The organism is Mediterraneibacter flintii, from assembly GCF_055387595.1.
Map to the genome: position 1 here is coordinate 1,971,050 of NZ_AP031405.1, position 21,772 is coordinate 1,992,821.

25 protein-coding genes are annotated in these 21,772 nt (G+C 41.9%); 23 read left to right on the top strand and 2 right to left on the bottom strand.

The window, feature by feature from the left end; genetic code table 11:
- The first annotated feature begins 8 nt into the window (after positions 1–8).
- Genes ACZ5C4_RS09255 through ACZ5C4_RS09280 form a run of 6 tightly spaced genes read left to right on the top strand, consistent with a single transcriptional unit; the run spans position 9 to position 4,775 of the window.
- A complete protein-coding gene (locus tag ACZ5C4_RS09255; RefSeq protein WP_464520754.1) occupies positions 9–1,466 on the top strand; it encodes an FtsW/RodA/SpoVE family cell cycle protein in 1,458 nt (485 codons plus the stop codon).
- Between the two features lie 37 nt (positions 1,467–1,503).
- Entirely contained in the window at positions 1,504–2,853 is a 1,350-nt protein-coding gene (locus ACZ5C4_RS09260; protein ID WP_464522326.1) for a peptidoglycan D,D-transpeptidase FtsI family protein, read from the top strand.
- 36 nt (positions 2,854–2,889) lie between these two features.
- On the top strand, positions 2,890–3,240 hold the full coding sequence (locus ACZ5C4_RS09265; RefSeq protein ID WP_186874519.1) for a hypothetical protein: 351 nt from the start codon (positions 2,890–2,892) through the stop codon (positions 3,238–3,240).
- Positions 3,240–4,133 (top strand): DUF2953 domain-containing protein, encoded by an 894-nt coding sequence (locus tag ACZ5C4_RS09270; RefSeq protein ID WP_464520755.1) that lies wholly within the window; start codon positions 3,240–3,242, stop codon positions 4,131–4,133. Before ACZ5C4_RS09265 ends, ACZ5C4_RS09270 begins: the two co-directional genes overlap by 1 nt.
- Positions 4,134–4,169: 36 nt before the next feature.
- The gene (locus ACZ5C4_RS09275; RefSeq protein ID WP_186874517.1) at positions 4,170–4,583 is read left to right on the top strand and encodes a GerW family sporulation protein; all 414 of its coding nucleotides are present in this window, start codon (positions 4,170–4,172) and stop codon (positions 4,581–4,583) included.
- 54 nt (positions 4,584–4,637) lie between these two features.
- Complete coding sequence (locus ACZ5C4_RS09280) at positions 4,638–4,775, top strand: hypothetical protein (RefSeq protein ID WP_186874516.1); 138 nt, start codon at positions 4,638–4,640, stop codon at positions 4,773–4,775.
- Positions 4,776–4,855: 80 nt separating this feature from the next.
- On the opposite strand, the gene rpmB is transcribed toward ACZ5C4_RS09280, so the two are convergent.
- Positions 4,856–5,041 (bottom strand): 50S ribosomal protein L28, encoded by a 186-nt coding sequence (gene rpmB, locus ACZ5C4_RS09285; RefSeq protein WP_186875747.1) that lies wholly within the window; start codon positions 5,039–5,041, stop codon positions 4,856–4,858.
- 193 nt (positions 5,042–5,234) lie between these two features.
- Here rpmB and ACZ5C4_RS09290 point away from each other — a divergent pair, with 193 nt between their 5' ends.
- The 8 genes from ACZ5C4_RS09290 to ACZ5C4_RS09325 all read left to right on the top strand — a co-directional run bounded on the left by ACZ5C4_RS09290 (position 5,235) and on the right by ACZ5C4_RS09325 (position 12,153).
- On the top strand, positions 5,235–5,840 hold the full coding sequence (locus tag ACZ5C4_RS09290; protein ID WP_186874515.1) for a cytidylate kinase-like family protein: 606 nt from the start codon (positions 5,235–5,237) through the stop codon (positions 5,838–5,840).
- A 95-nt stretch (positions 5,841–5,935) separates the two neighbouring features.
- The gene (locus ACZ5C4_RS09295) at positions 5,936–6,295 is read left to right on the top strand and encodes an Asp23/Gls24 family envelope stress response protein (RefSeq protein WP_186875746.1); all 360 of its coding nucleotides are present in this window, start codon (positions 5,936–5,938) and stop codon (positions 6,293–6,295) included.
- Between the two features lie 14 nt (positions 6,296–6,309).
- Positions 6,310–7,968, top strand: a complete 1,659-nt coding sequence (locus tag ACZ5C4_RS09300; RefSeq protein WP_464520756.1) for a DAK2 domain-containing protein — start codon at positions 6,310–6,312, stop codon at positions 7,966–7,968.
- Between the two features lie 4 nt (positions 7,969–7,972).
- The gene (recG, locus tag ACZ5C4_RS09305; RefSeq protein WP_464520757.1) at positions 7,973–10,033 is read left to right on the top strand and encodes an ATP-dependent DNA helicase RecG; all 2,061 of its coding nucleotides are present in this window, start codon (positions 7,973–7,975) and stop codon (positions 10,031–10,033) included.
- Positions 10,034–10,209: 176 nt separating this feature from the next.
- Positions 10,210–10,416 carry an alpha/beta-type small acid-soluble spore protein gene (locus tag ACZ5C4_RS09310; RefSeq protein ID WP_087160530.1) on the top strand — a complete coding sequence of 69 codons (207 nt, stop codon included), beginning with the start codon at positions 10,210–10,212 and terminating at the stop codon, positions 10,414–10,416.
- 90 nt (positions 10,417–10,506) lie between these two features.
- Positions 10,507–11,076, top strand: coding sequence for a 16S rRNA (guanine(966)-N(2))-methyltransferase RsmD (gene rsmD, locus ACZ5C4_RS09315; RefSeq protein WP_186874512.1), 570 nt, complete (start codon positions 10,507–10,509; stop codon positions 11,074–11,076).
- A complete protein-coding gene (gene coaD / locus ACZ5C4_RS09320; RefSeq protein ID WP_186874511.1) occupies positions 11,070–11,570 on the top strand; it encodes a pantetheine-phosphate adenylyltransferase in 501 nt (166 codons plus the stop codon). Before rsmD ends, coaD begins: the two co-directional genes overlap by 7 nt.
- Entirely contained in the window at positions 11,563–12,153 is a 591-nt protein-coding gene (locus tag ACZ5C4_RS09325; protein ID WP_464520758.1) for an ATP synthase subunit B family protein, read from the top strand. Before coaD ends, ACZ5C4_RS09325 begins: the two co-directional genes overlap by 8 nt.
- Here the strand turns inward: ACZ5C4_RS09325 and ACZ5C4_RS09330 are convergent, their stop codons facing one another.
- Positions 12,154–13,098: a transporter gene (locus ACZ5C4_RS09330; protein ID WP_464520759.1), complete on the bottom strand. Its 945-nt coding sequence runs from the start codon at positions 13,096–13,098 to the stop codon at positions 12,154–12,156. It abuts the gene before it with no gap.
- Between the two features lie 163 nt (positions 13,099–13,261).
- On the opposite strand from ACZ5C4_RS09330, the gene ACZ5C4_RS09335 reads away from it, so the two are divergent.
- The 9 genes from ACZ5C4_RS09335 to ACZ5C4_RS09375 all read left to right on the top strand — a co-directional run bounded on the left by ACZ5C4_RS09335 (position 13,262) and on the right by ACZ5C4_RS09375 (position 21,726).
- Complete coding sequence (locus ACZ5C4_RS09335; protein WP_243207043.1) at positions 13,262–14,101, top strand: M23 family metallopeptidase; 840 nt, start codon at positions 13,262–13,264, stop codon at positions 14,099–14,101.
- Between the two features lie 69 nt (positions 14,102–14,170).
- On the top strand, positions 14,171–15,562 hold the full coding sequence (locus ACZ5C4_RS09340; protein ID WP_464520760.1) for an RsmF rRNA methyltransferase first C-terminal domain-containing protein: 1,392 nt from the start codon (positions 14,171–14,173) through the stop codon (positions 15,560–15,562).
- 18 nt (positions 15,563–15,580) lie between these two features.
- Positions 15,581–16,285 carry a pseudouridine synthase gene (locus ACZ5C4_RS09345; RefSeq protein WP_464520761.1) on the top strand — a complete coding sequence of 235 codons (705 nt, stop codon included), beginning with the start codon at positions 15,581–15,583 and terminating at the stop codon, positions 16,283–16,285.
- The gene (locus tag ACZ5C4_RS09350; protein WP_464520762.1) at positions 16,279–16,953 is read left to right on the top strand and encodes an HAD family hydrolase; all 675 of its coding nucleotides are present in this window, start codon (positions 16,279–16,281) and stop codon (positions 16,951–16,953) included. The genes ACZ5C4_RS09345 and ACZ5C4_RS09350 overlap by 7 nt, the downstream gene beginning before the upstream one ends.
- Positions 16,954–16,956: 3 nt before the next feature.
- Positions 16,957–18,837, top strand: a complete 1,881-nt coding sequence (locus tag ACZ5C4_RS09355; RefSeq protein ID WP_464520763.1) for a YgiQ family radical SAM protein — start codon at positions 16,957–16,959, stop codon at positions 18,835–18,837.
- A complete protein-coding gene (locus tag ACZ5C4_RS09360) occupies positions 18,834–19,601 on the top strand; it encodes an SDR family NAD(P)-dependent oxidoreductase (protein ID WP_464520764.1) in 768 nt (255 codons plus the stop codon). The genes ACZ5C4_RS09355 and ACZ5C4_RS09360 overlap by 4 nt, the downstream gene beginning before the upstream one ends.
- A gap of 12 nt (positions 19,602–19,613) precedes the next feature.
- Complete coding sequence (locus ACZ5C4_RS09365; RefSeq protein ID WP_464520765.1) at positions 19,614–20,192, top strand: hypothetical protein; 579 nt, start codon at positions 19,614–19,616, stop codon at positions 20,190–20,192.
- A gap of 18 nt (positions 20,193–20,210) precedes the next feature.
- A complete protein-coding gene (locus ACZ5C4_RS09370; protein ID WP_464520766.1) occupies positions 20,211–21,212 on the top strand; it encodes an RluA family pseudouridine synthase in 1,002 nt (333 codons plus the stop codon).
- A complete protein-coding gene (locus tag ACZ5C4_RS09375) occupies positions 21,193–21,726 on the top strand; it encodes a Holliday junction resolvase RecU (protein ID WP_464520767.1) in 534 nt (177 codons plus the stop codon). The genes ACZ5C4_RS09370 and ACZ5C4_RS09375 overlap by 20 nt, the downstream gene beginning before the upstream one ends.
- Positions 21,727–21,772: the final 46 nt, after the last annotated feature.

A 21,772-nucleotide genomic window follows, 5' to 3' on the forward strand; every position in this document is an offset into this window, starting at 1 on the left:
GTGAAATTGTGGTTAATATCATTGTAGAATTATCGAAATATATCATTATTATTTTAATGGCGGCATATACATTTTCATGTTTTTCTATTTTTGCGCAAAACTATGAAGATGATGAAAAGCGTGTGCTCATCAGACAAGATGTATTGATGTTTACATTGCAGCTGGTGGCATATATTGTAATGTATTTGAAGACAGAGGATATGAAGATCCTGTTTATATATGCGGTGCAGGCGATTGTATTTCTGGCGGTTATTTTATTATATAATCTTATATATCCGAATGTATCCAGATTGGTTGTCAATAATATGTGTATGCTGATGAATGCGGGAATGATTATGATTACCCGTTTGTCGTATGACAATGAGGTGCCTTTTGACAATGCCATAAAGCAGATGATTTTTATTGCGCTCGGCGTGACATTCGGGCTGATTGTGCCAATATTGATAAAAAAGCTGAAGTCCCTTGCTGACTGGACTTATATCTATGCAGGCGTGGGAGTGGCAGCCTTGCTGCTCGTGGCGGTTTTTGCAGTGAGCTCTGGAGGTGCGAAGCTGGGATTTACAGTATTTGGCTTTGGAATCCAGCCGTCAGAATTTGTGAAAATTCTGTTTGTATTTTATGTGGCGGCAAGTCTAAAGAAGTCTACAAATTTTAAAAATGTTGTGATTACTACTGCTGTGGCAGCGGCACATGTGTTGATTCTCGTACTGTCTACAGATTTAGGGGCCGCGCTTATTTTATTCGTTGTGTATTTGATTATGCTTTATGTAGCGACGAGAAAACCTTTATATGCTGCGGCAGGAATTGCGGCAGGAAGCGCGGCGGCGGTGATTGGGTATCACCTGTTTGCACATATTAAAGTAAGAGTATCTGTCTGGAAGGATCCCTTTGCCTCCTACAGTGAAGGCGGATATCAGGTGGCACAGTCCTTATTTGCCATTGGAACTGGAAGCTGGTTTGGTATGGGACTGTTCCAAGGCCTGCCGGACAGTATTCCGGTAGCAGAGACGGATTTTATTTTCTCGGCGATTGCAGAGGAGATGGGGCTTATTTTTGCACTCTGTCTGATTCTAATCTGTGTAAGCTGTTATGTTATGTTTCTGAACATTGCGATGGAAATTCGCAATCAGTTTTATAAGCTGGTAGCATTAGGGTTGGGAACCTGTTATATTTTCCAAGTATTTCTGACAATCGGCGGGGTGACAAAATTTATCCCCTCTACCGGTGTGACGCTTCCACTTGTAAGCTATGGGGGCAGTTCGATGCTGAGCACGATGATTATGTTTGGTATTATACAGGGACTCTATATATTAAGAGAAGATGAAGAGGCAAAGATAGAGAAAAGACGTGAAAGAGAGTTAAGAAAAGAGAGAGAATTAAGAGATGAATCGAGAAGGACGACCAAAAAGAAAACAACAAAAGAAAAACCACGTTTCGAAGAAGTCCCGAAACAAAGAATTCGCTAGGGTTACGTATCTTTTTGTAATTCTGTTTCTTGCACTGATGGCGTATATTGTTTATTTTAACATTGTAAAAGCAAAAACGATTGTAAACAGTCCCTATAACGAGAGACAGGATGCATTTGCTAACCGAGTGGTACGGGGAAGTATTACGGACAGAGACGGAAATGTGCTTGCCCAGACAGACGTTCTGGACGATGGGACAGAAGCAAGAACATATCCGTATGGAGCAGCATTTGCTCATGTAGTCGGATACAGTAATGAAACAGGAAAAAGCGGACTGGAATCTGTGGAAAATTTTGAACTTCTGACCTCCAATGCTTTTTTTGTAGAAAAAATCACAAATTCTTTTAAGGGAGAAAAAAACATCGGAGATACGGTTGTGACAACGCTGGATGCAGATCTGCAGCAGGCGGCATATGATGCCCTCGGGAGCAATAAAGGGGCGGTAGTGATTATGGAGGCAGACACAGGAAAGATTCTTTCTATGGTTTCAAGTCCTACTTATGATCCTAATACGGTCGAGAGCGAATGGGAATATTTAAATACGGAAGGGAATGGAAGCCCTCTTTTAAACCGTGCCACACAGGGGTCTTATGCCCCGGGGTCTACATTTAAAATTGTAACAACGCTGGAATTTATGCGTGAGAATGAAAATTATGAAGACTACAGCTATGACTGTACGGGAGAGATTACAGCAGAAAATACAACAATTCCTTGCTTTGACGGTACCGTACATGGGTGGGAGGATTTGCGCAGCTCCTTCGCGAATTCCTGTAATTCATCTTTTGCAAATATCGGACTGTCTCTGGATAAAACTTCTTATAGAAAAACGGCAGAGGATTTGCTGTTTAATAAGTCTCTTCCGTCTGTGCTGGATTACTCTAAGGGTTCGTTTGCCGTAACAGAGGATACAAGTGGATCTGAAATGATGATGACAGCTATGGGGCAGGGAAAGACATTGGTAAGCCCTTACCACATGGCGCTGATTACACAGGCGATTGCAAACGGCGGCACATTGATGGAGCCATATCTGGTAGACAAAGTGACAAATTATACGGGCAGTGAGATACGAAAGAATGTGCCCAAAAGCTATAAGAAGCTGATGTCTTCTTCGGAAGCTTCCAAGCTAAAGGAATATATGGAAGCGGTTGTGCAGGAAGGGACAGGCTCTTTGTTTAACGGCGGCTCTTATACTGTCGCGGGAAAGACAGGGACAGCAGAATACAGTATGACAGATGGGGAAAAGATGCATTCCTGGTTTGTAGGATTTACAAATGTAGAAAACCCTGAATTGGTAATCAGTGTCATTATCGAAGGGTATGACGGAAATGACGGGGCAAAGGCTGTTCCGATAGCAAAGCAGATTCTGGATTCGTATTATTATCAATAGAAAATAATAGCGTCGGTGTACAAGGGGATATAGACAATGCAGATGACATTTTACTGTGATTTATATATGAGTGACGTCTGGAAGAATAAAAAAGAGAAAATTGTGGAAAAATTACAGAAAAACAAATTGCAGCCGCAAGTCTATATCATTGCGCTGGCACAAGGGGAACAAAACCAATTGGAAATCTTTTCAAGTATGCTTATAAAACAGCATGTTTTTGAAAATGCCAGTCTTTTTATTGTAGGGATAGTTTCTGGGTACGAGGAAGCGCTCTTAGTTATAGAGGAGATTTCCAGAAAGGTATACAAAGAAACAGGAGAGCTTCATATACGCCGTTTTTTGTTAAAGCGGCAGGAAGAATTTGAAAGGGCAGGGTATAAAGGCTGATGGTACATATCATTCTGTTCACGTTACAGATTTTAGGCTGGATCCTTCTTATCATATTTGTTCTGTTCCTTCTTCTAAGCCTGATACTCCTTTTTGCAGGATTTCATTACAAGGGCAAGGTAAAATGCTTAGGAAATATAGAGACGCTTGGAATGGCGGCAGAGTTTTCCTATTTGTTTCATCTGATAAGAGGAAGAATTCTCTATGAAGATGGAGCTGTAAAGTGGAAAATCCGCATTTTATGGAAGAGATTTTCTTCCTATAAAAAAACAGAGAAGCCCGTTGCCTCTTTTTCAGATACAAAGAGTACAAAAAAAGGAACAGAAGCATCAAAGGAGGAAAAGGAAAAGGTAAAGGAAAAACAAGAGGATGCGCCAGGACGAGAACGAACAGAACAAAGAAAAGAACCAAAGGAATGTGTAAAGAAAAATGAACAGCCAACAAAGAGTGTTGGCGGCAGGAAGAAAATAGGCAGCAAGATTCGATATACATTCCGAAAAATCTGTGATACTATAAAATCATTCATAAAGAAAAAAGAATATATTCAAACATTTATCGCTGCAGAGGCTCATAAGATGGCTTTCAAAAAAGGGATAAAAGAGACAAAAAGATTCTTTGCTTTTTTAAAGCCAGACGTGCTTGAAGCAAGCCTTATATTTGGCTTTTCGGATCCTGCGGTAACAGGTTATGTACTTGGAGGTATCAGCTTAATCTATCCATTTATCGGAGAACATGTACAGCTGGAACCAGACTTTGAAAATAAGATATTGAAAGGACAAGCATATATACAGGGAAAAATACGGGGAATATATATTGTAATCTTCTTATGGAATATGCTGTGGAATAAGCAGGTGCGGCAAACAATCAAAGACATAAGAAATTTTCAGTTTTAGAACAGATAAAAACAATCATCAAGGAGGCATTTTATTATGGCAGAGGAAACAAATTTTAAATCAACAGTAGAATCATTGTTTAAAGGAATGGACGGTGTGATATCCTCTAAGACAGTGGTGGGAGATGCAATTCATATTAACGATACAATCATCCTCCCTCTTGTGGACGTATCATTTGGAATCGGTGCGGGTTCCTTTCTGGGTGATAAGAAAGAAAAGGGAATGGGAGGGATTGGCGGAAAAGTCACGCCCAGCGCGGTGATTGTCATTCAAGGCGGAAAGACCCGACTTGTAAATATTAAAAACCAGGACACCATTACAAAAATTCTGGATATGGTACCGGATGTAGTAGATCGTTTTACATCCAAAAAGGAGGATAAGGTTACAGAAGATGACGTTATGGACATTTTAAATTCTGAAACGAAAGAGGAGAAAAAGGAGCAGGAATAATAAGGAGCTCCGAGTCATAAAATAGAAATAAGCAAGCAGCCGGAAGTGAAAGAGATGAAACGAGTAATTGGATTCGCGTTGTTTTGGATGGCTTTGGGAATGTTTCTAATGATGCTGCTTTCAAATTTGGTATGGGGAGTCATCATTATCATTGCCTTTCTTATATTAGGGTATAAGCTGTTTTGCTGTTAATAAAACTGCCATCTATAGAAGAAGTAGAATCGTTCCTCTATATATGGCAGTTTTTCCGTATCAGTAAACATTGATTTTTATTATGCGCGTTCCACGCGTCCGGATTTCAGACAGGATGTACATACATACATTCTTTTGGATCCGCCTTCTGTTTTTACACGAACGGATTTTACATTTGATTTCCACATTTTTGGTGTTTTTCTATGAGAGTGACTTACATTATTTCCAAAGTGAGCACCCTTTTCACAAATAGCACATTTAGCCATCATTGCACCTCCTAACAATCTGAACTCGTCCATATAGGCTCATAACAATGATATTCTAACAGAAAGATGAAATGAATGCAAGCATTTTTTCTATTTTATCTTTTCAGGTTCACAGATTTCTTTTTTCATGTTAAAATTACAGTAAGAAAATGCCATAGAAATGATTGAATATAAGCAGAAAGCGGGGTCAGTTATGAAAAAAAGGATTATTACGATAGGAAGACAATATGGCAGTAATGGACGGTCTATTGCACAGAAGCTCTCAGAAAGGCTCGGCATTCATTATTACGATAAAGAGCTGATTTATCTCGCCAGTAAAGAGAACAATATTTCTTACGAGGAATTGCTGAAGGTAGATGAAAAAAGGGCAGATCCGTGGAGATATCCGGTAGAGGACGACATGCAGATGAACCGCCGTTTCCGCTATGAGCCTATGAATGATGTTTTGTTTGAGACTGAAAAAGAATTGATTTTAGAGCTTGCAGATAAAGAAGATTGTATTATTGTCGGCAGATGTGCAAACTATATACTAAGAGAAAGAGAAAATGTCCGCAATATCTTTTTCTATGCTCCGTTTCATAAACGTGTGAAGACGATCATGGAGCGTGCTTCGGTGGACGAGAAAGAGGCCGCGTATCTCATTAAAAAAATTGACAAGCAGAGGCGGTATTACTATAACACTTATACGGACTGCCGCTGGGAGGATATGGAGCAGTATGACATTTGTATGGACACAGCGGGCATGCCGACAGATTCTATATTGGACATTTTAAGCGCAGTTTATGAATCTATATTGTAAATTTGTGGAAGAGATAGTATAATACACGTATCAGCGTCCCAGATATGGACGCTGTTTGTGAGCGAAATCCATTTCAGAATTGGAGGGAATATATGATGAAAGGAAGTATGAGCACAGAACTTGGAATTATTACAGTAAATCCAGAAGTGATTGCAAAATATGCCGGTTCCGTTGCTGTGGAGTGTTTCGGAATCGTTGGTATGGCAGCGGTGAATATGAAGGATGGCCTGGTAAGACTTCTAAAGAGAGAAAGTCTGACACATGGAATCCAGGTTGAGATTTCAGAGGACAACATTCTGACATTGAATTTTCATGTGATTGTATCATATGGGGTGAATATCTTGTCTGTTTCTGATAACCTTATGAACAACGTAAAATACAAGGTGGAAGAATTCACCGGAATGACGGTAGATAAAATAAACATCTTCGTTGAAGGTGTCAGAGTGATTGATTAAGGAGGATATTTATCGTGAGTATTAAAACGATAGACACTAAGATGCTTCAGAAAATGTTTCTTGCCGGTGCGGCAAATTTAGAAGCGAAAAAAGAATTTATCAATGAACTGAATGTCTTTCCAGTTCCAGATGGAGATACGGGAACGAACATGACCTTGACGATCATGTCGGCGGCAAAAGAGGTAAGTGCGCTAAAAGAAGCGGATATGACTGCGATTTCCAAGGCTATCTCCTCTGGTTCTCTGCGTGGGGCAAGGGGAAATTCAGGTGTGATTCTTTCACAGCTTTTAAGAGGATTTACAAAAGAGATAAGGGACTGCAAAGAGATCGATGTTCCGATTTTGGCGAAAGCGTGCGAACGGGCAACTGCGACGGCTTACAAAGCTGTTATGAAGCCAAAGGAAGGTACGATTCTTACTGTGGCAAAAGGAATTGCGCAAAAGGCGGCAGAGCTGGCAGAAACAACAGATGATTTGGAAGAGTTTCTTCCGGAGGTTCTCTCCCATGCACAGGAGGTACTCGATAAAACGCCGGAGCTTCTTCCGGTATTAAAAGAGGCAGGGGTCGTAGATTCCGGCGGACAGGGGCTTTTAGAAGTACTGACCGGTGCGTATGATGCGTTTCTAGGAAAAGAAATCGATTATTCAGCGATAGAATCAAGCGGCGGTACTAAGATTGTAAAGCCAAGCGCGCAGGCAGAGGCAGACATCAAATTTGGGTATTGTACAGAATTTATCATTATGACAGAGAAAGCGTTCACAGACCAGGAGGAGACAGAATTCAAAGCATATCTGGAGTCGATTGGGGATTCGATTGTCTGTGTGGCAGACGACGACATAGTAAAAATTCATGTCCATACAAATGATCCCGGACTTGCGATCCAAAAGGCGCTTACTTATGGCCAGCTCTCACGTATGAAGATTGACAATATGAGAGAGGAACACCAGGAAAAACTGATACGGGATGCAGAAAAAGTGGCCGCCCAGCAGAAAAAAGAGAAGAAAGAACCGCGCAAACCAGTGGGATTTATTGCAGTTTCTATAGGGGAAGGCATGAATGATATTTTCCGTGAACTGGGAGTAGACTATATCATTGAGGGCGGTCAGACGATGAATCCGAGTACGGAGGATATGCTGACGGCAATCGACCATGTCAATGCGGAGCATATTTTTATACTTCCTAACAATAAAAATATCATTCTGGCGGCAAACCAGGCGCAGTCTCTTACAAAAGACAAGGATATTCTCGTGATTCCTACCAAGACTGTACCGCAGGGAATTACTGCGGTTATCAACTATATGCCTGAGGCAGACATTGACACCAATGTGGATGTGATGAAGGAAGGAATCGCCAATGTAAAGACCGGACAGATTACGTATGCCGTAAGGGATACGCGCATTGATGACAAAGAAATCCACGAGGGCGACATCATGGGAATTGGCGATGCCGGAATTCTCTCGGTAGGTCAGTCTGTAGAGCAGACGGCAAAGGAAATGCTCTCTAAGCTGGTGGAGGAAGATTCTGAATTGATCAGTCTGTACTATGGTCAGGATGTTTTAGAAGAGGACGCTCTGCGCTTTGCAAAAGAAGTAGAAGAATTATATCCGGATGTGGATGTTGACATGCATGCGGGCGGACAGCCAATCTACTATTATGTAATATCTGTGGAGTAGGAAAATGGATATAAATTCCAGAATCAGTGCCTTAAAGGGTGTGGGAGAAAAGACAGAAAAACTGTTTGAGAAGCTCCATGTTTATACAATCAAAGATTTACTTTCTCTTTATCCGAGAAGCTATGAGGTATATGAGCCGCCTGTGGCGATCCGAGAGGCAGAGGAAGGAAAAACGGTTGCTATATCGGGCGTTGTTTTCGGCAGGGTGCAGACAGGCGGAAGCCGGAATATGCAGATTACGACCATTTATGTCAAAGATATAACCGGAACAATGAAAGTAATCTGGTTTCGGATGCCATTTTTAAAAAACACGCTTTCAAAAGGCGGAACTATTATATTACGGGGGCGGATTGTCAGGAGAAGGGATCAGCTTCTTATGGAGCATCCGGAAATTTTTTATCCGGCTTCTAATTATGAAAAGAAGCTGGATACTATGCAGCCTGTCTATCCGCTTACAGCAGGTCTTACAAACAATGCGGTAGGAAAGGCTGTAAAGCAGGCGTTTACACTGCTCGATCCAAAATGGGATTTTCTTCCGTTGGAAATTTGTGAAAGATACGGACTTTGCTGCTATGCAGATGCAGTACAAAAGATGCATTTTCCAGAGGAAAAGGCATCTTTTTATCGTGCAAGAAAAAGAGTCGTATTTGATGAATTTTTAATTTTTATTTTATCGTTAAGACAGATGAAAGCAGGCGGGGAACGTGTTAAAAATCACTTTCCCCTGCGAAGGCGGCCTGAAATTGATAAATTTATTGACGCTCTGCCGTATGAGCTGACAAATGCTCAAAAGAAAGTCTGGGAGGAAATCTGTACAGATTTAGAGGGAAAATATGTAATGTCCAGGTTGGTGCAAGGAGATGTAGGTTCAGGAAAGACGATTGTAGCCGTTCTGGGACTTTTGTCTGCCGCCCTAAACGGGTATCAGGGAGCACTGATGGCACCTACAGAGGTTCTGGCGCGCCAGCATTACGCAAATATCACGAAAATACTGGAAGAGTATGGATTGCAGGTGCAGACGGAACTTTTGACAGGGTCAATGGGAGCAAAGGAAAAACGTCTTGCATATGAACGGATTGAAAGTGGCAAAGTCCAGATTATTATCGGGACACATGCGCTGATACAGGAAAAAGTTTCCTATCACAGGCTTGCTTTTGTAGTGACAGATGAACAGCACAGGTTCGGTGTCAGGCAAAGAGAGGCGCTGGCAGGAAAGGGAAAGTGGCCACATATTCTTGTTATGAGCGCCACGCCGATTCCCCGCACGCTTGCGATTATTTTATACGGAGATCTGGATATTTCCATTATCGATGAACTACCGAAGAACAGGCTTCCAATTAAAAATTGTGTGGTGGATACCGGATATCGGAATACCGCATATTCTTTTATGCAAAAACAGATTGCGGCAGGAAGACAATGCTATATCATCTGTCCAATGGTAGAAGAAAGCGAACATCTCGAAGCGGAAAATGTGTTGGATTATGCGAGAGAGTTAGAAAGCGTGATGGGAAAAGAAATCCAGATTGGCGTTTTGCACGGCAGGATGAAGCAGGCGGAAAAAGACAGTATTATGGAAGCTTTCTCAAAAAACGAAATTCAGATACTTGTATCTACTACAGTGGTTGAAGTTGGAATTGATGTCCCCAATGCAACGGTTATTATGATTGAAAATGCGGAACGCTTTGGACTTGCGCAGCTTCATCAGCTGCGTGGCAGGGTAGGACGTGGAAAGGAACAGTCCTACTGTATTTTTATGAGCGCTTCAAAGACAAAAGAGACGCGGAAACGTTTGGATATATTGAACCATTCCAATGACGGTTTTTACATTGCCGGAGAAGATTTAAAGCTGCGGGGGCCTGGAGATTTGTTTGGAATACGGCAAAGTGGGATTATGGATTTTAAAGTAGCGGATGTCTTCCAGGATGCAGAAGTTTTAAAGCAGGCAAGTGAAGCAGCGGACTGGATTTTAAACACCTCCTGCTCTTATGAAGAACCAAAATACCAGGAATTAAAAAAGCTGCTCTGGCGGTATATGTCAGAGGTTATGCTGGAGACAACCCTTTAAACTGCGGCAGAAATAAAAACAAGACTAAAAATGCAAAAATGTAGCAAAAAAGGAAGTAATTTCTAGTGTAAAAGATAGAATCCTCCATATACTATGGTTGTAACTTAAAAAGGGTTACAAAATACTTGAGACGTAACGATTAGTTACAAAAAAGTTGCAAAAGGAGGAAAAGTAACATGGCAAGTCGTTCATCTAACAGAGCAGCTGTACCAGAAGCTAAGGGTGCACTGGACAAATTTAAGTATGAGGTAGCAAATGAATTAGGAGTACCGCTTACTGACGGATACAACGGAGACCTTACTTCCAAACAGAATGGTTCTGTTGGCGGTTATATGGTCAAGAAAATGATTGAACAGCAAGAAAAACAGATGGCTGGTAAATAAGTATTTTTTTATAGAGGAAAGCACTTAGGATTGACCTGAGTGCTTTTTTCTGCTAAAATTCAGCGTAGTTGAAGCTGGTGAGGTGGCAGTATGAGAGTGATTGCAGGAAGTGCAAAGAGATTACAATTAAAAACTCTGGATGGTCTTGAGACTAGACCGACAACCGATCGGATCAAGGAGACATTATTTAATATGATTGCCCCCTTTCTTTATGACTGTGTCTTTTTGGATTTATTCAGCGGCAGCGGCGGAATTGGAATTGAGGCGTTAAGTCGGGGAGCGAAGGAGGCTGTGTTTGTTGAAAAGAATCCAAAAGCGATGGAATGTATCAAGAGTAACCTAAAAACGACAAGGCTGGAGAAAAAGGCGCTGACACTTACGAAAGATGTCATGGCAGCGCTGTATTGTCTGGAAGGAGAACGAACATTTGACTATATTTTTATGGATCCTCCTTACCACCAGGAACTGGAAAGGGAAGTACTTCATTATCTGAAAGACTCTGAACTGGTATATGAAGACACAGTCATTATTGTGGAGGCTGCAAAGGATACCGATTTTTCTTATATCGAAGACTTTGGGTATGCAGTGATAAAGACAAAAGAATATAAAACAAATAAACATGTATTTTTGGAACGTGCCGGAAAGGAAGAAATATGTTGAGAGCAATTTATCCGGGAAGCTTCGACCCGGTTACATACGGACATCTGGATATTATACACAGATCTTGTAAAATAGTGGATGAATTGATTGTCGGAGTATTGAATAATAATGCGAAAATGCCGTTGTTTTCTGTAGAAGAACGTGTTAAAATGTTAAAAGAAGTGACAAAAGACATAACGAATGTAAAAATTGTCCCGTTTCATGGATTGCTGATTGATTTTGCAAGAGAGACGAAAGCGGATGTTGTAATCAGAGGACTGCGGGCAATTACAGATTTTGAATACGAGTTGCAGATGTCACAGACAAATCACAAGTTGGAACCCAATGTCGAGACCATGTTTCTGACGACCAGTATTGAATATTCTTATTTGAGTTCTACAACAGTGAAAGAGATTGCCGCTTTTGGGGGAGACATTTCACAATTTGTGCCGGGAGCAGCAGCTGTTAAATTAAGGGAAAAGATGAACGCAAAAGGAGAGTGTAATAATGAGTAGCCGTATTGAACAGATTATTGAAGAGATTGAAGAATATATTGACAGAGACTGTAAATTTCAGCCCTTGTCAACAACGAAGATTATTGTAAATAAGGAACATTTAGATGAGCTGTTAAGAGAGCTGCGCATGAAGACGCCGGATGAAATTAAGAGATACCAAAAAATTATCAGCAACCGAGATGCTATCCTTGCAGATGCAAAAGCGAAAGCAGACGCGATGATTGAGGAAGCACAAGTGCAGACAACAGAACTTGTCAGTGAACATGAGATCATGCAGCAGGCGTATGCCCAGGCAAACGAGATCGTTACACAGGCGACAGCTCAGGCACAGGAGATTATAGACAACGCCACTTCAGATGCAAATGCGATCCGGATTGGGGCCATCCAGTATACAGATGATTTACTCGCCAACGCGGAGAGCATTATCGGACATACATTGGACAGCTATGCAACCAAGTATGATGGCCTGATTAATTCTTTACAGGAATGTTATGACACAGTGCGCTCTAATCGTGCTGAACTGGAGATTCCAGACGAAAACGCACAGGATTATCCAGAGCAGAACAGTCTGGAGGAAATGTGATTATAAGGTAAGACCTTGCAAAAACAGATAACATAATGCCAGGAGACTGGCTGCCAGTGCGGCAGCCAGTTTTTCTATGATGTAAGGAAGAATCGGAAACCCGGTTTTTTGAATCATACACTGCGTCTGTGCAATGGAACAAAGCCCTCCGAAAGAGGTAAGGGCGAGAATAGCCGGATATTCTAAAATAAACGGAAAAGAAAACTGATGAAGTATTAAGATCCCGTTTGTTACCTCCAATGTAGGCAACAGGAGGTTTAAAGCCGGATTTTCCCAGGGCAGCTCCTTTATAAGTGTCAGCAGTACAGAAAACAATATGATATAGCCGCCCACCTTTACAATCGCTTCAAAACTGTTCATCATACAGGCATCTACAACAGTAAAATCTAGTTTTTTCTTTTCTTGTTTTGCTGTGCGAATGTCGGGAAAGCAGGAAGCCCCCTTCAGATAAAAACGTCGTGTGAGAAAGCTTACAAACATGGGGGACAGTATCAGAATGAACAGTGTTGGAAGAGCAAGACTCTCTTGTCCCAGTGTTTTCCATACAATAAAATTGAGAATAAATACAGGACTTGTGTTGTTACAAAAAGACAAAAGATACCTTCCTTCAGCTTCCGTTATTTTATTGGAGGTGACCAGATCCGCAGTCATCTTGGCACCCATAGGGTATCCGCACAGAAAACCGACGAGCAGTACGAAGCTTCCGTTACCTGATACGCGGAAAAGGAAACGCAAAGGCCGCGCTATGCTGCGGGCGATATAATGAATACTGTCTGTCAGCAATAAAAGATTCGTGATCAAAAGAAAGGGAAACAGTGTTGGAATAATAATCTGAAACCAGAGCAGAAGCCCTTCACTTGCACCGTTGAAAACTGCTTTTGGGAATGCGAGCATTGCTGCAAATGTAAGAATACATAGAGCAATAGTAAAATATCGTTTTGCCATAATGAAAGACCTCCGCAATCGTGCTCATTTAGATATATGAAGCAGCACCGGCTTTTATGTATAAAAAAGGCAGGGAGCCTTTGGACAGGGAGTATTTTATGCGGGCTGCCAAAATGTATTTTTTGTTTTCTGAATTCATATAGTAAAAGAAAAAGAGGATTTTTTGAAAAGGAGAGTATATCGTCATTATCTGATTTTTAATTTTTTCCTTCTTCTTTTTTTATCTATTTCTATTCATAAGGTAATGGAGCGTGCATCGGAAAGCCGCCTATCAGAGAGAACAATTGAAACAGAGGGGTTTCGAATGCAGCCAGTCAGTGAAGAAATGCTCAAACAAGTAGAAGATATGGAAGCACCCGGGGAGCTCCTTGCCCTTTACTGGCTGGAAACTGACTTTGAGGCAGAAGGAAAAAAGTCCTTTTATCCGGTGGAAACACTGTGTCTGACAAAGGAAAAGTGGGAAAGGGTGAATGGATGGGACACCTATGTTAAGGCATGCAAGGCAATCTGGAACGACTTGAAATATTTTCCGGTTCCAGAGGCTTCCAATCATCCGGATGTGTCCGTCACTTTTGAAAATTCCTGGATGTTCTCAAGGAGTTACAAGGGCGAAAGAGGACATGAAGGGACGGATATTATGCCGTCCAGGGACAAAAGAGGGTATTATCCGGTCGTCAGCATGACAGACGGAGTAGTGTCCCAAAAGGGCTGGCTGGAACTTGGCGGTTATCGTCTGGGAATTGAGACAGAAAACGGCGCCTATTTTTATTATGCACATCTGGATTCTTACGCTGAAGTTGAGGTGGGCGACTACGTGCATGCAGGAGATCTGCTCGGGTATATGGGAGATACTGGTTACAGTAAAAAGGAAGGGACAACAGGAAATTTTCCGGTTCATCTGCATGTAGGAATCTATCTTACGCTAAACGGAAAAGAAATCAGCGTCAATCCTTATCCGGCACTAAAATATTTAGAAAAACGAAAGATTTCCTGTGTCTATTAAGCGGAGAGGCAACAGGGTAGTTTTACACAGGGATTTATGCTATAATCATTCACATGTGGAGGAAAGACAATGAATTTACCTAAGCCATTTGAAGAAAAGATGCGCGCACTTTTAAAAACAGACTATGAGAAGTATCTAAAATGTTTTGAGGAGGAGCGCCATTATGGCCTGCGGGTCAATACAAATAAGATTTCTGTTGAAGAGTTCTTAAAAATTGCTCCTTGGAGCTTAGAGCGTATTCCCTGGATACAGAATGGATTTTACTATGACGGCGATGTGATACAGCCGGCAAAGCATCCCTATTATTTTGCAGGGCTTTACTATCTGCAAGAACCAAGCGCCATGACTCCCGCAGACAGACTCCCTGTCACGCCGGGAGAGAAGGTGCTGGATCTCTGTGCTGCTCCTGGCGGAAAGGCTACAGAACTGGGAGCAAAATTAAAAGGGGAGGGGCTCCTGGCGGCAAATGACATCAGTGCCTCCAGGGCGAAGGGACTCTTAAAAAATTTAGAGCTGTTTGGAATCGGAAATCTTCTTGTATTAAACGAAGAACCAGGGAAGCTGTCGGGAGTGTTTGAAAATTTTTTCGACAAAATACTTATCGATGCACCTTGTTCTGGTGAGGGAATGTTTCGGAAAGACAAAAAAATGATAAAGGCATGGGAGGAACATGGGCCTTCCTATTTTTCTAAAATTCAGAAGAGTATTATTGTACAGGCGGCTTCTATGCTGAAACCTGGCGGAATGATGCTGTATTCGACCTGTACGTTTGACCAAAGTGAGAATGAGCAGGTGATCTCCTGGCTTTTAGAGCAGTGTCCGGAATTCGAACTCTGCGAGATGGAAGGATATGAAGGGTTCTCACATGGTATTGGGAACGGAGTACAGGCAGAGAACGCAGACCTTGAAAAGACAGTGCGTATTTTCCCCCATCGCATGAAAGGGGAAGGACATTTCCTTGCATTGTTGAAGAAAAATGGAGAAATTCCGGAAAAAGAGCCGACAGGGAAAGCGCGCGCTTTTGAAAGCAGGATGCCGGTAGAATTAGAGGAATTTTTACAGTCCATCAAGCGGCCGTTTGACAGGACAAGACTGGAAATACGCGGCGAAAGGGTCTATTATATGCCAGAAGGGATCCCACAAAAGAAAAAACTGCGTTTCCTTAGAACAGGATTACTTTTAGGAGAGCTGAAAAAGAACCGTTTTGAGCCGAGCCAGGCACTTGCAATGTATTTAAAACGTGAAGAGTATCCCTATATTTTAAATTTTCCCTGCGAAGATGAGAGAGTAGTGAAATACTTAAAAGGAGAGACTCTGGAAGTCTCGGATCTTGTTTCAGATACAGAAAAAGGATGGTATCTAGTCTGTGTGGATGGATATTCTTTAGGCTTTGGAAAGCTTTTAAACGGGATGCTTAAGAATAAATATCTGCCGGGATGGCGCTGGCAGTCAGGCAGATAAAAAAGGGACGGGTATTGTATGAAAATAAGACTGGACAAATATCTTGCAGATATGTCAGCGGCCACACGTGGAGATGTAAAGAGACAGATTGTAAAAGGTATGGTAGAAGTAGACAAAAAAGTAGTGAAAAGGCCGGATACAAAGATTGACACAGATATAAATCGTGTATATGTGTCAGGAAATGAGGTGCACTATGCGCCCTATGTCTATTATATGATGAATAAACCGGCAGGGGTGGTGTCTGCAACACAGGATAAAAAAGAAAAGACCGTATTATCTCTTATGGAAAATCCAAGAAAAGACTTGTTTCCAGCGGGAAGACTGGATAAAGATACAGAGGGACTTCTTCTGCTTACGAATGACGGAGGATTTGCACATAAGATACTTTCCCCGAAAAAGCATGTGGACAAGACCTATTTTGCCAGGATTCAAGGAAGGGTAACACAGGCGGATATAGAGTCCTTTGCAGAAGGGATAGATATTGGAGAGAAAAAAAGGACATTGCCGGGGAAGCTAAAGATTCTTTCCTCTGGTGAAGTTTCCGAAATTGAACTGACTATCCAGGAGGGAAAGTTTCATCAGGTAAAACGGATGTTTCATGCGGTTGGAAAGCAGGTGCTGTATTTGAAACGGATCCAGATGGGAAATCTTGTCCTAGATCAGACATTAAAGCCGGGAGAGTACCGAGAATTAACAGAAGAAGAAAAGGAGCAGTTATGTTAAAAGAGAAAAAAGCGGTAATTTTTGATATGGATGGTTCCCTGATAGATTCTATGTGGATCTGGCCGGAGGTAGACAAAGAATATGTACAAAAGTATCATCTGACTTTGCCGGAGGATTTTCATAAGGCAATCGAGGGGAAAAGCTATACAGAGACAGCGGCCTATTTTGTGGATATGTTTCCCGGCCTACATAAGACGGTAGAAGAAGTCCAGGCAGAGTGGACGAATATGACGATGGAACTATATAAGACAAAGGTGTGTCTAAAACCTGGAGCCAGAGAATTTTTAAATAAAATGCAGGAGCAGAACGTCCTGCTTGGCATTGCTACAAGCAATGGGCGTACCCTTGCCGAGACAGCCTTAAAAGCACTGAAAATCGAATCCTATTTTGCTTCTGTACGGACTGCATGTGAGGTGGCTTCTGGCAAGCCCAGTCCGGACGTGTATCTGAAGGTAGCAGAGGACTTGCAGATGAAGCCGGAAAATTGCCTGGTATTTGAGGATATACCAAACGGTATTCGTGCAGGAAAAAATGCAGGGATGGAAGTCTGTGCGGTAGATGATGCATTTTCCCGCCCGCTGACAGAAGAAAAGAAGAGACTTGCAGATTATTTTATTCGTGACTATTTTGAAATTTTTAACGAGACATATGAAAGATGTGGAATTTAAACAATGAGCCGGAAATTTTTACCGATTTGTAGGGAAGACATGGTAAAGCGCGGGTGGAAACAGGTAGATTTTGTCTATGTTACCGGAGACGCCTATGTGGATCATCCCTCCTTTGGACATGCGATTATCAGTCGGCTCCTGGAATCCCGCGGTTATAAGATTGGAATGATTCCGCAGCCTGACTGGAAGCGAAAAGAAAGTATTATGGAGTACGGAGAGCCACGTCTTGGATTTCTCGTATCAGCGGGAAACATGGACTCTATGGTGAACCATTATTCCGTATCCAGAAAAAGAAGAAAAAAAGATGCCTATACGCCCGGTGGAGTTATGGGAAAACGGCCGGACTATGCGTGTACCGTATATGGAAATCTCATTCGACAGGTATATAAAAATGTGCCCATTATCCTGGGCGGGATAGAAGCAAGCCTTAGAAGGCTTGCCCACTATGACTACTGGTCTGACAAACTGAAGCGTTCCATTCTGTTAGATTCTGCGGCAGACATCATCTCCTACGGGATGGGAGAACGCTCCATTATAGAGATTGCGGAAGCCCTGGATGCGCATATTGCTGTACAGGATCTGACATATATAGACGGAACGGTAGTCAAAGTGACGGATGCAGATGCAGTGTATGACAAGCTTCTTCTGCCTTCTTTTGAGGAGCTAAGAGAAGACAAAAAAAGGTATGCCAAGAGCTTCTATACCCAGTATTGTAATACCGATCCATTTTCGGGGAAACGTCTCGTTGAAAAATACAGCGAGCATGTATATGTGGTACAGAATCCCCCTTCTAAACCGCTTACACAGATGGAAATGGACGATATATATGCATTGCCTTATACGAGAACGTACCATCCGTCCTATGAAAAAGCAGGCGGAATTCCGGCACTCTCAGAAGTGAAATTCAGCCTTATCAGCAACCGAGGCTGTTTTGGCGCCTGTAATTTCTGTGCGCTGACGTTCCACCAGGGGAGAATTATCCAGACGAGAAGCCATGAGTCTCTTGTTATGGAAGCAGAGAAGCTTACCGAAGAAAAAGACTTTAAAGGATATATCCATGATGTAGGAGGGCCGACAGCGGACTTCAGACATCCGTCCTGTCAGAAGCAGCTTCACACAGGAACCTGTAAGAACCGGCAATGCCTGTTCCCTACACCTTGCAAAAATTTAAATGCCAGTCATAAAGACTATATACAGCTGCTGAAAAAACTAAGAAATATTCCAAAAGTAAAAAAAGTATTTATCCGTTCGGGAATCCGGTTTGATTACGTATTAGCAGAGAAAGACCGGACATTTTTGAAAGAACTGTGCGAGCACCATATAAGCGGACAGCTGAAAGTTGCTCCGGAACATGTATCCGACGCAGTGCTCAATAGGATGGGAAAACCGAAAAACAGCGTTTATCAGGAGTTTTGCCGAGAATATGAAAAAATGAACAGACAGATAAAAAAGGAGCAGTATCTTGTGCCTTATCTGATGTCTTCCCATCCGGGCTCTTCTTTAAAAGAGGCAGTAGAGCTGGCAGAGTATTGCAGGGATTTAGGGTATATGCCAGAGCAGGTACAAGATTTTTACCCTACTCCATCTACGATTTCTACCTGTATGTACTATACGGGTGTGGATCCCAGAACAGGGAAGAACGTCTATGTTCCGAAATCTCCACACGAAAAGGCAATGCAGCGGGCACTGATTCAGTATAGGAATCCGGAAAATTATGAATTGGTGTATGAGGCATTAAAAAAAGCAGGAAGAATGGATTTGATCGGATATGAAAAGCACTGTCTGATCCTGCCGCGCAGGAGAAAGAAAGCGGCGGCAGATACGAAATATGCCGGAAAGAAAAAGAAGATACGAAACATGCATAGAAAAAAGGAGAGTATATGAAAATTGCGGTTATAACAGGGGCTTCCTCTGGTATTGGAAGAGAATTTGCAAGACAAATAGGACATTTTTACCAGACGTTAAATGAAATATGGGTCATTGCACGGAGAAAGGATGCGCTGGATACGCTTTCTTTGGAAGTAAATGTCCCCGTAAGAGTGATCAGCGCAGACTTGATGAAAAGTGAAATATATGAGAGACTTGCACAGCTTCTTAAGACAGAAAAACCGGATATACGGATGCTGGTGAATGCTGCCGGTTTCGGAAAAAGCGGAAATATCGAAGATATATACAGAAATGACGCAAAAAGCCAAATACAGATGATTGATTTAAACTGCAAGGCACTGACAAGGATGACACTGACCTGCCTGCCCTATATGTCGGTGGGAAGCAGGATTTTAAACCTCGCTTCTGCCGCCGCATTTTGTCCACAGCCTGGATTTGCAGTATATGCCGCGACAAAATCCTATGTTTTAAGTTTTTCCAGAGCATTAGGGGCAGAGGTGAAACAAAAGAGCATCTATGTAACCGCTGTTTGCCCTGGTCCGGTAGATACTGCATTTTTTGAAGTTTCAGGTCCGACGGACAGTCGACTGAAGGAAAAAGTGATGGTAAAAGCACCGCAGGTGGTAAGAAGGGCGCTTTTAGACGCACGCGCCAGAAAAGCGGTGTCTGTATATGGAATTCCTATGAAAGGGGCGCAGATTGCCGCTAAGCTTCTTCCGCATGCTTTGGTATTAAGGTTAGAGAGAATTGGAAAGAATTAAGAGGTTTTACACATGAAAAAAGTACAAAAGGGTATGCCTGGTTATTTGAATTATAAAAAGAAAGCAGAGATTTTTCGTACAGTTATTTATTTTGGAATTGTGATTCTGATTTTTCTGCTCGGTTACAGTCAGACACACACACGTCTGAATATGCTTACAGTCGTGGCGGTTCTGGGCTGTCTGCCTGCTTCCAAAGCGCTGGTAGGTGTAATCAGCAGATTCCCGTATCCTTCTGTGGAGGAGAAGCTGACAAAAGAAGTGAACCATGTTACTACACATCTGACCGTTGGATATGATATGATTATTACAAGTCGGGAAAAGATCATGCCCGTTGACTGTGTCGTCATATCCGGGTGCACAGTAGTCGGCTATACCCATTATAGTAAAGTCGATGTAAATGAGGCTTCCAGATATATCAGAAGTATTCTGATCGAAAACCAGTTTTCCGGCGCGCATGTAAAAATATTAAATCAGTATAAAGCGTTTCTGGCACGCGCTGAAGGAATGGACAATATAGCGGCAGTAGAAAAGGAAGATACAAAAGATATAGAGGCGCGTATTCTGCATACGATTTTAAATATTTCTATGTAGAGAGCAGGTAAATAAGACATGAAAGAAATTAATATCTGTGAAAATGAAGCAGGGCAGAGGCTGGACAAGCTGCTTGGAAAATACTTAAAAAATGCTCCGAAAAGTTTTCTGTATAAAATGCTGCGCAAGAAAAATATTACGTTAAATGGAAAAAAAGCAGCGGGGAATGAGAAACTAAATACAGGGGATATAGTAAGGCTCTTTTTATCAGAGGAGACTATCAGCAAATTTTCGGATACACGTATACAATACACGAAGAAAGCGCTGCATATTCTGTATGAAGACAAAAAGGTAATTTTTATCAATAAACCGGTAGGTATGCTTTCACAGAAAGCACACCCGGAAGACGAATCCTTAGTAGAACATCTTCTTACATATCTTCTAAAAAGCGGGCAGATGAAAGAAGAAGAGCTGCTTACTTTCCGACCTTCTATCTGCAACCGGCTGGACAGAAATACAAGCGGAATCGTCGCGGCGGGAAAAACGCTCGCGGCTCTTCAGCAGTTAACTGCCTGCTTTAGAGAACGAACCGTAAAAAAATATTATCTGTGCCTGGTAAAAGGAAACATACAATCTTCAGAGTGTATTCGTGGGTTTCTTACTAAAGACAAAACGTTAAATAAAGTTACGGTTCTAAAAAAATCAGATAAAAAGGAAGGACACGAGGAGGAAGCCTATATTGAGACAGAATATGTTCCGCTTATTTCTATGGAGGACACGACTCTTTTAAAGGTACATTTGATAACCGGAAAAACACACCAGATACGTGCGCATCTGGCAAGCATTGGGCATCCTTTGATAGGGGACTATAAATATGGAGACCGTAAAATAAACGAATCATATAAAAAAGAGTTTGGCTGTCGTTCACAATTGCTGCATGCATATCGGCTTGTCATGCCCGTTTGTGAAGGCGAGTTAAAAGAAATTTCCGGTATGGTAATTACAGCGCCTCTCCCGTCTCTTTTCGAAAGGATACTGCGTGTGAAAGGAGTGAATCCAGATGGCGACATGGAACTCTAGAGGACTTAGGGGCTCCACGCTGGAAGATTTCATAAACAGAACAAATGAATGGTATGAGGAACTGGGCCTGGCTCTTATTCAAAAGATTCCTACGCCCATTACACCTGTGAAAATAGATAAAGAACACCGTCATATTACGCTGGCATATTTTGATAAAATCAGTACGGTGGATTATATCGGGGCAGTGCAGGGAATTCCTGTCTGTTTTGATGCAAAGGAGTGTAGTACAGATACATTTCCCCTACAAAATATCCATGAGCATCAGATACAATTTATGGAAAAATACGAGGCGCAGGGCGGCATTTCTTTTCTGCTTCTCTATTTCAGCCATAAAAATGAGCTGTATTATATGCAGTTTACAGAGATATTAAAATTCTGGAAAAGAGCAAAACAGGGAGGCCGGAAAAGTTTTCGGTATGAAGAATTAAATCCTGGATTTTTTATGGGATTTAAAAACAATTGTTTTGTACCGTATCTGGACTATATTCAGAAGGATTTGGACTGCAGGGATTGACATAGAAGAAGAAACTTCGTATAATGACAAAAGGATTTTAGTGTAT